Origin of the sequence: Allobrachymonas denitrificans DSM 15123, from assembly GCF_900110225.1 — a bacterium.
Classification (GTDB): Bacteria; Pseudomonadota; Gammaproteobacteria; order Burkholderiales; family Burkholderiaceae_C; genus Brachymonas; species Brachymonas denitrificans.
In genome coordinates, this window is sequence record NZ_FOCW01000011.1 from 1 (window position 1) to 13,145 (window position 13,145).

10 protein-coding genes are annotated in these 13,145 nt (G+C 64.7%); 5 read left to right on the forward strand and 5 right to left on the reverse strand.

All coding sequences use genetic code 11. The features are described 5' to 3' along the window. Both BMW28_RS11650 and BMW28_RS11655 read left to right on the forward strand, forming a co-directional pair. Positions 1 to 218, forward strand: a 218-nt coding sequence (locus BMW28_RS11650) for a transposase (protein ID WP_143280600.1), incomplete at its 5' end; no start/stop codon positions are given. Between the two features lie 418 nt (positions 219 to 636). Then, entirely contained in the window at positions 637 to 1,995 is a 1,359-nt protein-coding gene (locus BMW28_RS11655) for a sodium-dependent transporter (RefSeq protein ID WP_091818152.1), read from the forward strand. Between the two features lie 5 nt (positions 1,996 to 2,000). On the opposite strand, the gene BMW28_RS11660 is transcribed toward BMW28_RS11655, so the two are convergent. Continuing rightward, complete coding sequence (locus BMW28_RS11660; protein ID WP_091818153.1) at positions 2,001 to 3,425, reverse strand: helix-turn-helix domain-containing protein; 1,425 nt, start codon at positions 3,423 to 3,425, stop codon at positions 2,001 to 2,003. A 215-nt stretch (positions 3,426 to 3,640) separates the two neighbouring features. On the opposite strand from BMW28_RS11660, the gene BMW28_RS11665 reads away from it, so the two are divergent. From BMW28_RS11665 to mmsB, 3 genes are all read left to right on the forward strand, one after another. Beyond that, complete coding sequence (locus BMW28_RS11665) at positions 3,641 to 5,140, forward strand: CoA-acylating methylmalonate-semialdehyde dehydrogenase (RefSeq protein ID WP_091818154.1); 1,500 nt, start codon at positions 3,641 to 3,643, stop codon at positions 5,138 to 5,140. A gap of 259 nt (positions 5,141 to 5,399) precedes the next feature. Further along, the gene (locus BMW28_RS11670) at positions 5,400 to 6,560 is read left to right on the forward strand and encodes an acyl-CoA dehydrogenase family protein (RefSeq protein WP_091818156.1); all 1,161 of its coding nucleotides are present in this window, start codon (positions 5,400 to 5,402) and stop codon (positions 6,558 to 6,560) included. Positions 6,561 to 6,687: 127 nt separating this feature from the next. Then, the gene (gene mmsB / locus BMW28_RS11675; protein WP_091818158.1) at positions 6,688 to 7,581 is read left to right on the forward strand and encodes a 3-hydroxyisobutyrate dehydrogenase; all 894 of its coding nucleotides are present in this window, start codon (positions 6,688 to 6,690) and stop codon (positions 7,579 to 7,581) included. Between the two features lie 648 nt (positions 7,582 to 8,229). On the opposite strand, the gene BMW28_RS11680 is transcribed toward mmsB, so the two are convergent. The 4 genes from BMW28_RS11680 to benC all read right to left on the reverse strand — a co-directional run bounded on the left by BMW28_RS11680 (position 8,230) and on the right by benC (position 13,066). Then, positions 8,230 to 9,579: an MFS transporter gene (locus BMW28_RS11680; RefSeq protein WP_091818160.1), complete on the reverse strand. Its 1,350-nt coding sequence runs from the start codon at positions 9,577 to 9,579 to the stop codon at positions 8,230 to 8,232. Between the two features lie 392 nt (positions 9,580 to 9,971). Next, positions 9,972 to 11,234: a benzoate/H(+) symporter BenE family transporter gene (locus BMW28_RS11685; protein WP_234970136.1), complete on the reverse strand. Its 1,263-nt coding sequence runs from the start codon at positions 11,232 to 11,234 to the stop codon at positions 9,972 to 9,974. Between the two features lie 28 nt (positions 11,235 to 11,262). After that, positions 11,263 to 12,048, reverse strand: coding sequence for a 1,6-dihydroxycyclohexa-2,4-diene-1-carboxylate dehydrogenase (locus tag BMW28_RS11690; protein ID WP_091818162.1), 786 nt, complete (start codon positions 12,046 to 12,048; stop codon positions 11,263 to 11,265). 1 nt (position 12,049) lies between these two features. Further along, positions 12,050 to 13,066, reverse strand: coding sequence for a benzoate 1,2-dioxygenase electron transfer component BenC (gene benC, locus BMW28_RS11695; RefSeq protein WP_091818164.1), 1,017 nt, complete (start codon positions 13,064 to 13,066; stop codon positions 12,050 to 12,052). Between the last annotated feature and the right edge of the window lie 79 nt (positions 13,067 to 13,145).

Sequence of the window (13,145 nt, forward strand, 5' to 3'; positions counted from 1 at the left end):
CGTTGTACAGCCAGTTCAACAAGAAGATCGGGGCGATCCGCTTCAAGGTGGAACAGGCGTTCGGGACGATGAAACGCAGGTTCAATCTGGCGCGGGCGCGGTACTTTGGGACAGCAAAGGTGCAGGCGCAGATGTGTTGGGCGGCCTTGGGGATGAACCTGCTGAAGGCGCACCGCAAGTTGAAAGCGATGGAGCTTGCGGGGGTAGGTGCGCCCTGAGAGGGCAAATGGAGCTCCCAAAGTGGCTCACAGCCACTTCGGGGGGCATGAAATCATGCAAAACGCGACAAAATCAGCATGATTCTTGCTTCGGCCGGATGATCGGCGAGGTTATGCAGCGGTCTTACACATGGATATGTTGCCCATAGGTAACAAAAACCAGACTCACACATCAATCTCTTGCTTTTCCAGCGTCCTGTCGCCAATTGCCCGTGGGCACACTACGCACCTGTTTGCAGCGTGGCCCCCTAAACCGCGCCCAGACGTTGATCTGCATCAACCTCACCACCAAAGATTTCCGTCTTTACCGCACACGGCCTGGGCGCGCTTGTGCCTACAATCCTCTTCTTTCCCCGACACGCGCACGGTCGTGCGCACGATGCACTCCGCATCTGTCGGCGCACTGGCTCGTGCTTCCATGTCCTCCTCTCCCGCTTCCGCACGCGACGGCTTCAGTTCCGGCTTCGGCGTGCTCGCTGCCACCCTCGGTTCTGCCGTCGGTCTCGGCAACATCTGGATGTTTCCCTACCAGACCGGCAACAACGGCGGCGCCGGCTTTCTGCTGATCTATCTGCTCGCCACCCTGCTGGTCGGCCTGCCGCTGATGATTGCCGAGATCAGCCTGGGCCGCAGCGCGCGCACCGACCCGGTCGGCGTGTACCGCAAGCTGGCGCCCGGCACCTTGTGGTGGATCATCGGCGCGCTCGGACTGGTTTCGGTGCTGCTGATCATGTCGTTCTACTCGGCCGTGGTCGGCTGGGTGTTTGCCTATGTGGGCAAGAGCGTCAGCGGCGGCATCCTCACGCAAGACCGCAGCCTGCTGGAACAGACCTTTGGCGGTCTGGTGAGCAATCCTGCCGCAGCCCTCGGCTGGCAATGGCTGGTGCTGCTGCTGGTCGGCATCATCATCACCTTCGGCGTCAGCCGTGGCATCGAAGCCGTCACCAAGCGCCTGATGCCGCTGCTGTTCGGCCTGCTGGTGCTGGTGGCCCTCGCCGCCCTGATGCTGCCCGGCGCCATGGAAGGCGTGCGCTTCCTGTTCCTGCCGGATTTTTCCCGTATCGACGGCCAGGTGCTGCTCAAGGCGCTGGGGCTGGCCTTTTTCAAGCTCTCGCTCGGCGTGGGCAGCATGACCATCTACGGCAGCTACTTCCGCCAGCAGCAGAACATTCCGCGCACCGCCCTCACCGTGATGCTGGCCGACCTGACCGTGTCCATGCTGGCCGGCCTGGCCATTTTCCCTGCCGTGTTCGCGCTCGGATTCAATCCGGCGAGCGGCCCGGCACTGCTGTTCCAGACCATTCCCGCCGTGTTCGCCAGCATGCCTCTCGGGCATCTGCTGATGATCGTCTTCTTCGTGCTGACCGCCTTTGCCGCCATCGGCGCCATGCTGTCGCTGGTGGAAGTGCCGGTCGCCATCCTCCACGAGCGCCTGCGCATCGAGCGCGCCCGCGCCACCTGGCTCACCGTGCTGGCGCTGGTAGGCCTCGGCAGCCTGAGCGCGCTCTCGTCCAGCACGCTCAGCCATGTGCAACTTGGCGGCATGAACCTGTTCGACCTGTTCGACTTCCTCTCCAGCAAGCTGCTGATGCCGATCACCGGCCTGCTCACCTGCCTGTTCGTGCTGCTGCGCTGGAAGCAGGCCGGCTTCGTGGCTGCCAACAGCAACGAAGGCGCGCTGCACAACACAGGCCTGCTGCGCGCGGTCTTCACCATCCTGACCAAGGTCACCCCGCTGCTGATCCTGACCGTGATGCTCTACGGCCTGCTGGGCTGATCTGATCAGCCCTCCAGCCGGTACGACACCAGCGATTCGCTGAAGTCGTCGTTGTGCAGCGGCTTGCCCGCTGGCGGAAAGGCGCGCTGCACGCAATCGGTGCGCGGACAGACGCGGCAGCCCGGCCCGATCGGCGTGATGGCACGCGGCTGCTGCAGATCCCAGCCATCGGCATAGACCAGTTCACGCGCCTGCGCCAGTTCGCAGCCGATGCCGAAGGCAAAGCGCTTGCGCGGCGCATGGAAGCTGCCGCCGCCACGCTGCACGCTGCGCGCAATGCCGAAATAGCGCGTGCCATCCGGCATCTCGGCCACCTGTGTCAGGATCTGTCCCGGCTGCGCGAAGGCCTCGAACACATGCCAGAGCGGGCAGGTGCCGCCATGACGCGCAAAGTGCAGCGAGTTGGCGCTCTGCCGCTTGCTCACGTTGCCGGCCTGGTCCACGCGGATCAGGTACATCGGCACCCCGCGCGCACCACTGCGCTGCAGCGTGCTCAGACGGTGGCACACGCTCTCGAAACTCACCTGAAAGCGGCGCTGCAGTTGCTCCACGTCATAGCGCATGCTGCGCGCGGCCTGCAGGAATTCGCCATAGGGCAGCAGCAGGGCACCGGCAAAGTAGTGCGCCAACCCCTGACGTGCCAGCGTGCGCGTCTGTGCATCGGCCAATGCGGTCTCGTCGGCACAGGCCTGGTCCAGCAGGTCGCCATGCGCCAGAAAGCACAGCTGCGTGGCCATCTGGAAGGCCTGTTGTGCATCGCCCAGCTGGGGCTTGAGCACCAGACGGCGCCGGCGCGCATCGTACTGGCGCAACTCCAGCGTGTTCGCTTCGCCAGCCACCACCTCGATGCCATGCGCCTGCTGCAGCTGTTCCCGCAGCGCCGCCGCCCTGCGCCCGGGCTGCAGCGCCCAGTCCTGTGCCAGCTGCTCGGCCTGCCGGTCCAGTGCGTCGAAGTAGTTGTCATGCCGGTTGAAGAAGTCGCGCGCCGCCTCGTGGGGAAACGGCGCCTGCGCCGCCTGCTGCGAATCGCCATAGAAGCGGTCCACCAGCTGCTGCAACTCTTCCTGCAGGTGCAACTGCTTCTGGTACAGCGCCACCAGCGTCTCGGCCAGTGCCGGCACCGTATGCACCATGCGGTCAATATCCGCCGGCGACACGCTGGCATCCCCCACCAGCCCCTGGTCGCGGAAGATCGCATCGAGTTCGCCCAGCAGGCGCCGGTTGCGATCCTCGGAAAAATCGCTCAGGTCCACCTGGAACACCTGCGTCAGCTTGAGCAGCACCGAGGCCGTCACCGGCCGCTGGTTGTTTTCCAGCTGGCAGATGTAGCTGAACGACAGCCCCAGCCGTTCGGCAAAGGCCGACTGGGACAGGTGGTTTTTCTCGCGCAGGCGCCGCAGCGCCGGGCCCATCAGGAGTTTGCGTGTCATGGGGTCAATCGAATGGCGTGATCGGGAACCTCTTGCACAACATTTGCAAAAGCACTGCCCGAATTGCAAAAGGTATCACACCCACACACTGATACAGCGAAAACCTAGGGGAAACACGTAGAAGATTTGCGAAGGTTGTGAATACCATTTTTGCAAAGGTCGGGCCTGGCGTCCGACCCTGCTTTTTTCCATACCGACACCGAGGAGACAATCCCATGAGCATCCCCAGCGTACCGCTTCTGATCAACGGCGAATTCGTCCAGTCCAAGACCACCGAGTGGCGCGACGTCGTCAACCCCGCCACGCAGGAAGTGATCGCCCGCGTGCCCATGGCCACCCAGGAAGAACTGGACGCCGCCGTTGCCGCCGCCAAGGAAGCCTTCAAGACCTGGCGCTACACCCCCATCGGCACCCGCGCCCGCATCTTCCTGAAGCTGCAGCAGCTGATCCGCGAAAACATCAAGGAAGTAGCCGCCATCCTGACGCGTGAACAGGGCAAGACCCTGCCCGACGCCGAAGGCGACGTGTTCCGCGGCCTGGAAGTGGTCGAGCACGCTGCCAACATCGGCACGCTGCAGATGGGCGAGTTCGCCAACAACGTGGCTGGCGGTGTCGACACCTACACCATCCTGCAGCCGCTGGGCGTGTGCGCCGGCATCACCCCGTTCAACTTCCCGGCCATGATTCCGCTGTGGATGTTCCCCATGGCCATCGCCACCGGCAACACCTTCGTGCTCAAGCCCTCCGAGCAGGATCCCATGTCCACCATCCGCCTGTGCGAACTGGCGCTGGAAGCCGGCATCCCCGCTGGCGTGCTGAACGTGGTGCATGGCGGCGTTGACGTCGTGAACGGCATCTGCGACCACAAGGACATCAAGGCCATCAGCTTTGTCGGTTCCACCGGCGTGGGCACGCACGTCTACAACCGCGCCAGCCTGGCCGGTAAGCGCGTGCAGTGCATGATGGGCGCCAAGAACCACGCCATCGTGCTGCCGGACTGCAACAAGGAGCAGACGCTCAACGCCCTGGCTGGCGCCTCCTTCGGTGCTGCCGGTCAGCGCTGCATGGCCCTGCCGGTCGTGATCCTGGTGGGCGAAGCCCGCAACTGGGTGGACGAGATCGCCGAGCGCGCCAAGGGCCTGAAGGTCGGCAACGGCGCCACCCCCGGTGTGGACGTCGGCCCGCTGGTCAACAAGAACGCCCGCGCCCGCGTGGACAACCTGATCGCCTCCGGCGTGGAGCAAGGTGCCACCCTGGTGCTGGACGGCCGCAACCCGCAGCTGGAAGGCGCTGAAGCCAATGGCAACTTCGTCGGCCCGACCCTGTTCAAGGACGTGACCGTCGACATGGACATCTACAAGCAGGAAATCTTCGGCCCGGTGATGTGCGTGATGGGTGCCGAGACCCTGGAAGAAGCCATCCAGATCATCAATGACAACCCGAACGGCAACGGTACCGCCCTGTTCACCCAGAGCGGCGCAGCAGCGCACAAGTTCCAGGAAGAGATCGACGTCGGTCAGGTCGGCATCAACGTGCCGATTCCCGTGCCGGTTCCGCTGTTCTCCTTCACCGGTTCGCGCGCTTCCAAGCTGGGCGATCTGGGCCCCTACGGCAAGCAGGTCATCACGTTCTACACGCAGACCAAGACCATCACCAAGCGCTGGTTCGACGAAGCCAACGCCGGCGGTGTGCACACCACCATCAGCCTGAAGTAATTCCGGCTGCGGCCTGACCCGCAGGGACGGTTACCCAGACGACCGCCCTGCGCCGGCAGGCCTCCCCCAAGTTTCCCGGAGTCGCCTTGCAAGGGGACTCCCGCCGCAGGTACGCCGCGATCCTGCGCCATCCTTTCCAGCAAGCGATGCGCAAGGTCAACCCGCCGCTCCTGCACGACACCGAAAAATGCGCTGTCCCCGCTGACGGCCACCAACAAGCATCGAGACCCCTTCCGATCGGGGAAGGAGGAGACAAACCATGTATTTCGACCTGACCGACGACCAGCAGCAGTTCGTCAGCGTGGCGCGCGACTACGCCGCCGGTGAACTCGCCCCCAACGCCGCCAAGTGGGACGCCGAACACATCTTTCCGCGCCAAGCCATCGCCACCGCCGGCGCCCTGGGTTTCTGCGGCCTGTACGCTTCCGAAGAATACGGCGGCCTCGGCCTGTCGCGCCTCGATGCCACGCTGGTGTTCGAGGAACTGGCAGCGGTCGACCCGTCCACCACCGCCTTCATCACCATCCACAACATGGCGACGTGGATGATCACCAACTGGGCCAGGCCCGAGATCGCCGAGCAGTACGCGCCCGCCCTCACCGCCGGTGACCAGCTGGCCAGCTACTGCCTGACCGAGCCCGGCGCCGGCAGCGACGCCGGCAGCCTGCGCACCACGGCCAAGCTGGAAGGCGACGAATACGTCATCAACGGCGAGAAGATGTTCATCTCCGGCGCTGGCGCCACCGATGTGCTGGTGCTGATGGCCCGCACCGGCGGCCCGGGTGCCGAAGGCATCTCCGCCCTGCTGGTGCCGGCCAACCTGCCGGGCATCCAGTACGGCAAGAACGAGGAAAAGCTCGGCTGGCACAGTCAGCCCACACGCGCCATCAGCTTCAGCGACGTGCGCGTGCCCGCCAGCCACCTGCTGGGCCAGGAAGGCGAAGGTTTCAAGATCGCCATGAAGGGTCTGGACGGCGGACGCATCAACATCGCCACCTGCTCCGTGGGCGCTGCCCAGGGCGCGCTCAATGCTGCCCAGCAGTACATGAACGAGCGCAGCCAGTTCGGCAAGAAGCTGGCCGCGTTCCAGGCACTGCAGTTCAAGCTGGCCGACATGCAGACCGAACTGGTCGCCGCGCGCCAGATGGTGCGTCTGGCCGCGTTCAAGCTGGATACGCGCAGCCCCGATGCCACCACCTACTGCGCCATGGCCAAGCGTTTTGCTACCGACGCCTGCTTCAACGTCGTGAACGAAGCGCTGCAGCTGCACGGCGGCTACGGCTACCTGCGCGAATTCCCGCTGGAGCGCCTGCTGCGCGACGTGCGCGTGCACCAGATCCTGGAAGGCACCAACGAGATCATGCGCGTGATCGTGTCGCGCCGCCTGCTGGGCGACCGCGGCCTGGACTCCATCCGCTGATGCAAACCCTCTGCTGCGCCCCGACTGCCGCCCTGCGCGGCCGGGCGTTGCTGTCCGCCGCTGCGCCATCCTGCCAGCGGCGTTCCTGATTCCGCTTATCCCTATTCCATCCACAAGGAGACACCTCATGAACATCGCATTCATCGGCATCGGCAACATGGGCGGCCCCATGGCCATCAACCTGCAGAAGGCCGGCCACACGGTCAAGGCCTTCGACCTGTCCCAGGCTGCCTGCGACGCCGTCAAGGCCGAAGGCGTGACCGTGGCTGCCAGCGCCAACGACGCTGCCAAGGACGCCGAAGTCGTCGTCAGCATGCTGCCCGCCAGCGCCCACGTCGAAGCCCTGTACCTGGGCAAGGACGGCCAGCCCGGCCTGCTCGACGTGCTGCCTGCCGGCGCACTGATCATCGACAGCTCCACCATCGCCGCTGCCAGCGCACAGAAGGTGGGCGCTGCTGCCACCGCCAAGGGCTTTGCCTTCATCGACGCCCCGGTCTCCGGCGGTACCGCCGGCGCTGCTGCCGGCACGCTGACCTTCATGGTCGGTGGTGACGATGCCGCGCTGGAGCGTGCCCGCCCGCTGCTCGAGAAAATGGGCGCCAACATCTTCCACGCCGGCTCCGTCGGCGCGGGCCAGACCGCCAAGATCTGCAACAACATGCTGCTCGGCATCCTGATGATCGGCACCAGCGAAGCCATGGCCCTGGGTCTGGCCAACGGTCTGGATCCCAAGGCACTGGCCGAGATCATGCGCCGCAGCTCCGGCGGCAACTGGGCGCTGGAGAAATACAACCCCGTGCCCGGCGTGATGGAAACCACCCCGGCCAGCAAGGGCTACGCCGGCGGTTTCGGCACCGACCTGATGCTGAAGGACCTGGGTCTGGCCCAGGAAAACGCCATGCACGTGCGCGCCAGCACCCCGCTGGGCGCCATGGCCCGCAGCCTGTACGCCGCGCACAGCCTGTCCGGCAAGGGTGGTCTGGACTTCTCCAGCATCATCCAGATGCTGCAGAAGGCCTGATACACGGGTCCTTCTTCCGGCAGGCGTGAGCCTGCCGGCGAGGCGCGCTAGCCGAGGGGTAGCGCGCCTTTTCTTTGCTAGACCGGTGTCGCGCCCGCTCAGTGCAGACTGGGGCCAAACCGACAATCATGCCTTGCGTTTGATGCCAGAGCGTCAGCAGACGAATACGCTGCCTTCGTATCGCGTATCTCCGGACAGCCAACACCCCTGCACTGGTCTGCTCTTCCAATGTTCGCCTCGCATCCCTTGCCGCCGCGCTCAAGCAGCCTGATCATCCATGGGGGGGGAGGATTGCCGGAATCTGATCAGCCTCCAGACGCCAGGAATCACAATCCTGTGCTCACCTACTTGATCCTGCCGAGCAATCAGCAGAGCACGGCATCAGCCCCTTTCTACACTCATATGCGCATCCAAGAATGCCGCAAACGGCCAGCATGCGCGGCCTTTCGATGCCCCACTGCCTCGATGAACGAGCCCTGCCACGGCACCAGAAGGCAAGGCACATAGCTGGCAACCAGACCAACCACTCCGAAACGCCGTAAAACAACCCACAGGCCATAAAAAAACCGCAGCCCCTCTCGCAAGGAACTGCGGTATGTATTTCCCGCCCACTGCGCCCGCAGGCGCAGCCGGGTTCAGGAGAGCAGCTTAACGCGCAGGCGCTGCTGCGGTCTGCACGTGCACCAGATGCGAGTGCGACTTCTTCGGGTTGATGAAGGCAATCGCCAGGGCAGCCACCACGGCCGGCAGCGCGATGGCCAGGAAGTTCATCTGCAGCGGCAGTTCCATGGCCACCAGGATACCGATCACGATCGGGGCCAGGATGGCGCCGGCACGGCCCACGCCGGAGGCCCAGCCGATGCCGGTGGAGCGCACATCGTAGGGGTAGAACTGGCCCACGTAGGCGTAGGTCACGATCTGCGTACCGATGGTGGAAGCACCGGCCAGGCCGACCATGACGTACAGCAGCGGCAGCGGCAGCTTGTAGCCCAGCGAGGTGATCGAGATCGCCGCCAGGGCGTAGAACACGATCTGCACCACCTTGATGTTGAAGCGGTCAGCCAGCCAGCCGCCACCGATGGCGCCGATCATGGCCCCGAAGTTCAGCACCAGCACGAAGGTCAGGGCGGAACCCAGGCTGTAGCCGGCGTTGGCCATCAGCTTGGCGAGCCAGGAGCTCAGGGCGTAGACCATGAACAGGCACATGAAGAAGGCGATCCAGAACATGATGGTGCTGAAACCGCGGCCTTCCTGGAACAGGCGGCCCAGGCTGACGGACTGGTCCTTGTTGTCGGATGCGGGCAGCGCGAAATGGTCACCCTGTTGCGCCACGTAGCTGGGCTCGATGCGATGGGCAATCTTCTGCAGATCGGCGTGACGGCCCTTCTTGATCAGGTAGGTGGCGGATTCGGGCAGCGACATCATCATGAACGGCACCAGGATCAGCGGCGCAGCAGCGGCGAAGAACACGGCCTGCCAGCCATAGTCGGCGATCAGGCCCTTGCCCAGCACGGCAGCCAGCATGCCGCCCACGGCATAGCCGGAGAACATCAGCGTCACCATGGTGGAGCGGATCTTGCGCGGGGAGTATTCGGCCATGTGTGCCACCACGTTGGGCAGCACGCCGCCGATGCCGAGACCGGCTAGGAAGCGCATCACGCTGAACGAGATCGGCTCGTGCGTGAGACCGGCTGCCGCGGTGAAGATGCTGAACAGCGCGATACAGATGGCGATGGTCCAGCGGCGGCCGACCTTGTCGGCCATGGTGCCGAGGAAAATGGCGCCGAACATCATGCCGAACAGGGCCGAGCTCATCATGAAGCCGGCGTTGGTGGGCGACACGCCCATTTCCTTCATGATGGACGGCAGGGCCGCACCGGCCACGGCCAGATCGTAGCCGTCAAAGATGATGATGAGCGTACACCAGATCAAAACGATCCAGTGGAAGCGCTGAAATTTCGCATGGTCTATCAGGGCATGCAGGTCCACGTGTCTCATGGTAGTTTTCCTTGTTGTCGGCCTGTCGTGACGAGCCGGCCTCCTGGCGGAACCAGGAGCAGTCTTTGGCGAAATTGCCGAGGGCAAACAGGAGCAGCATGCTGGTCTCGCCTGACAGGACGGTGACAGCACCCGCGCACTGCGGATCAGGAGCGGCAGCCTTCGTCACGCTCTTTTGATTTGACGTTTACGTTAACTGCCGGGCTGCATCATAGAAGGTCACTCTTGCGACAGATTTAGGGGTTTTTCCTAAATCGCCTTGCGCAGGCGCAACCTATGTTGCTGGAATTGGACGAAAGCCCAACTTTGTTACTCAGGTATGCGGGATTCACGGAAATATCACTGAATCGGTATACCTCCTCGAAGCAGGATGCTGCAGGCGCGCCGCTGTCTCAGCGCGGCGCCCCGGCCCCGGTGGATGTGGATGCACTGCGCACGGCCGGCGTCACGGCAGGCGCCGCCTGGCTGCGCTTGCGCCAGCTCAGGATGGCATGCGCCAGCGAGCCGATCACGATGCCCCAGAAGGCCGAGCCCAGCCCCAGAAACGTCATGCCGGAGGCCGTCGCCAGAAAGCACACGATGGCCGATTCGCGGTGCTCGGGCTGCTCCATGGCCGCCACCACGTTGCTGGTGATGGCGCCGATCAGCGCCAGCCCCGCCAGTGCCGCCACGAAGGCCGGCGGCAGCGCCGCAAACAGCGTCACGATGGAGCCGGCAAACAGCGCCCCCACCAGATAGAACACGCCATTGGCAATGCCCGCGATGTAGCGCTTGCCCGGATCCTCATGCGCATCCTTGCCGGTGCACAGCGCCGCCGTGATGGCGGCCAGCACCGTGGTGATTCCGCCAAACGCCGCCACTGCCAGCGAAGTGAGGCTGGTCACCATGATGATGGGCCGCGCCGGCGTGTGGTAGCCCGACAGCTGCAGGATCGCCATGCCGGGCAGGAACTGCCCGGTCAGGCTCACCAGCACCAGCGGCAGGGCAAAGCTGAGCGTGCTCTGCCAGGTCCACTGCGGCAGGGTGAACACCGGCGTGGCAATCTCCAGCGTCACGCGCTGGAACTGCGTCTGCCCCAGCGACCACGACAGCAACACCCCCGCCAGCAGCACCAGCAGCACCGCATAGCGGACAAAGAAGCGCCGCGCCAGCAGGTAGACCACGATCATGCTCAGCGCAATCTCCGGCATGCTGGCGGTGGCCTTGAACACGTTCAGGCCGAACTGGAACAGGATGCCCGCCATCATGCCGGCCGCCACCCCGCGCGGAATCATGCGCACCAGCTTGTCGAAGTAGCCGCTTACGCCCACCACGAAGATCAGCACCGCGGCCGTGATGTAAGCCCCCACCACCTCCGGCATGGTGATCGCCGGAAACAGCGTGATCAGCAGCGCCGTGCCCGGTGCCGACCAAGCCGTCACCACCGGCACCTTCAGGAACCAGCTCAGGAAAATGCCCGACACGCCCGCCCCCACGGAGATGGCCCAGACCCAGGAGGTCGTCATCTCCGGCGACATGTTGCCGGCGTGCGCTGCCTGGAAAAAGATCAGCAATGGGCCCGCATAGGACACCGCCACGGCCAGCAGGCCGGCCAGAATGGCCGACATCGGGCCATGGGCGTGCGCATCGGGCGCGCCGGAGAGGGTACTGCGCATGGAACTTCCCTGTGACTGGAGAGCAGGTTCAGCCCTGATCGCCACCGCCCACCGGCAGCACCGATCCGGTGATGTACGAGGCCTCGTCCGATCCCAGGAACAGGATGGCACCGACCTGCTCGTCGATCGTACCGTAACGGTGCATCAGGCTGCTGGACAGCGTCTGGTCGACAATGCCCTGCATCCAGCTCTTCTCCTTCTTGCTGAGCTTGTTCGGATTGCGCGGAATGCGGCGCGGCGGCGCTTCGGTGCCGCCGGTGGCCACCGCGTTCACGCGGATGCCGTCCTGCGCATGCTCGAACGCCAGACTGGCCGTCAGCGCATTCACGCCGCCCTTGGAAGCGGAGTAGGGAATGCGGTAGATGCCGCGCGTGGCGATGGACGACACGTTCACGATCGCCCCGCCCTTCTGCTTGAGCATCTGCGGCAGTACGGCGCGACACATCCACAGCGTGGGAAACAGCGAGCGGCGCACTTCGGCTTCCACTTCCTCCGGCTGGTATTCCTCGTAGGGCTTGAACCAGATCGAACCGCCCACGTTGTTGATCAGCACGTCGATGCGTTTGTACCGCTTCACCGCCGCCTTGGCCACGGCTTCGGCACCGGCCCAGGTTTCCAGATCGGCCAGCTCCACCGCCACGTCGGCCCCCAGGGCGCGCGCCTCCTCGGCCGTTTCCTGCACCAGATCGGAGCGGTCCGCCAGCAGCAGGCGTGCGCCTTCCCCTGCCAGGGCCAGCGCCACGCCGCGGCCGATGCCCTGCGCCGCGCCCGTCACGATCACCGTCTTGCCAGCGTAGCGTTCACGTCCCTGCATCTCAGGCCTCGCTCGGAGAGAATTTCTCGTAATGGAAGCTGGCCGGCTTCACGCCCTGCTCGTCCAGCCAGTAACGCACGGCATCCACCATGGGCACCGGGCCGCACAGGTAGACATCCACATCGCCACCGTTCAGCCATTCGGTCTCCAGGTGCTGCGTCACATAGCCCTTGCGCTCGTGCGCGCTCTCGGGCGCCGCCACGCAGGTGCGGAAATCGAACCAGTCATGCTGCGCCCTGATCTGCTCGAGCTTGTCGATGGCGACCAGATCGGCATCATTGGTCACGCCCAGCACCATGCGCACCGGCTGCGTGCTGCCGGTCTTCGCCAGCACATCCAGCATCGACAGGAACGGCGCCAGCCCCGTGCCACCGGCCAGGAACAGCACCGGCCGCTGCACCGGACGCAGGTAGAAGCTGCCGTAGGGGCCGGAGATGCGGATGCGCTCATCCACCTTGGCCTGCTCGCCCAGATAGCCGCTCATGCGGCCACCCGGCACATTGCGCACCACGAATTCGGCCTGCGCCGCACCGGGCGGCGAGCTGAAGGAATAGGCGCGCGTCAGCTCCGTGCCCGGAATCTGCACATTCATGTACTGGCCCGGCAGAAAGCTCAGGCTGTTAGGATCGTCCAGCTGGATGGCAAAGCCGAACGTCGTATCCGACAGGCGCTGTACCGCTGCCACGGCGCCGTCGAAGTTGTGCACGCCGGTCTTGCAGGCGGCAGACGAAGCCGGCACCTTCACGACGCAGTCGGAAGTCGGCGTCATCTGGCAGGTCAGCACATAGCCCTCGGCGGCCTCGTCCGGCGTCAGCGCATCTTCCACATAGCCGGACTCGGGCATGTCATAGCTGCCCGATTCGCAATGGCAGCGGCAGGTGCCGCAGGCGCCATCACGGCAGTCCAGCGGGATGTTGAGCTTCTGGCGATAGGCGGCATCGGCCACCTTCTCGCCGGGTTTGCAGTGGATGAAGCGGGTGACACCGTCCTCGAACTGCAGTGCGATGTTGTACGTCATGTTGGTCTCCTGCGGCCACGCGCTGCTCTGCCGTAGCCTTTCTTGTGGGCACCGGCCCTCATGCAAGCGCCGGCGCGTC

What these genes read in the sequence shown, in the direction of transcription:
- BMW28_RS11655 (WP_091818152.1), top strand. Translation starts at nt 637, where the DNA reads ATGTCCTCCTCTCCCGCTTCCGCACGCGACGGCTTCAGTTCCGGCTTC.
- BMW28_RS11660 (WP_091818153.1), bottom strand. Translation starts at nt 3,425, where the DNA reads ATGACACGCAAACTCCTGATGGGCCCGGCGCTGCGGCGCCTGCGCGAG.
- BMW28_RS11690 (WP_091818162.1), bottom strand. Translation starts at nt 12,048, where the DNA reads ATGCAGGGACGTGAACGCTACGCTGGCAAGACGGTGATCGTGACGGGC.
- BMW28_RS11680 (WP_091818160.1), bottom strand. Translation starts at nt 9,579, where the DNA reads ATGAGACACGTGGACCTGCATGCCCTGATAGACCATGCGAAATTTCAG.
- BMW28_RS11685 (WP_234970136.1), bottom strand. Translation starts at nt 11,234, where the DNA reads ATGCGCAGTACCCTCTCCGGCGCGCCCGATGCGCACGCCCATGGCCCG.
- mmsB (WP_091818158.1), top strand. Translation starts at nt 6,688, where the DNA reads ATGAACATCGCATTCATCGGCATCGGCAACATGGGCGGCCCCATGGCC.
- BMW28_RS11670 (WP_091818156.1), top strand. Translation starts at nt 5,400, where the DNA reads ATGTATTTCGACCTGACCGACGACCAGCAGCAGTTCGTCAGCGTGGCG.
- BMW28_RS11665 (WP_091818154.1), top strand. Translation starts at nt 3,641, where the DNA reads ATGAGCATCCCCAGCGTACCGCTTCTGATCAACGGCGAATTCGTCCAG.
- benC (WP_091818164.1), bottom strand. Translation starts at nt 13,066, where the DNA reads ATGACGTACAACATCGCACTGCAGTTCGAGGACGGTGTCACCCGCTTC.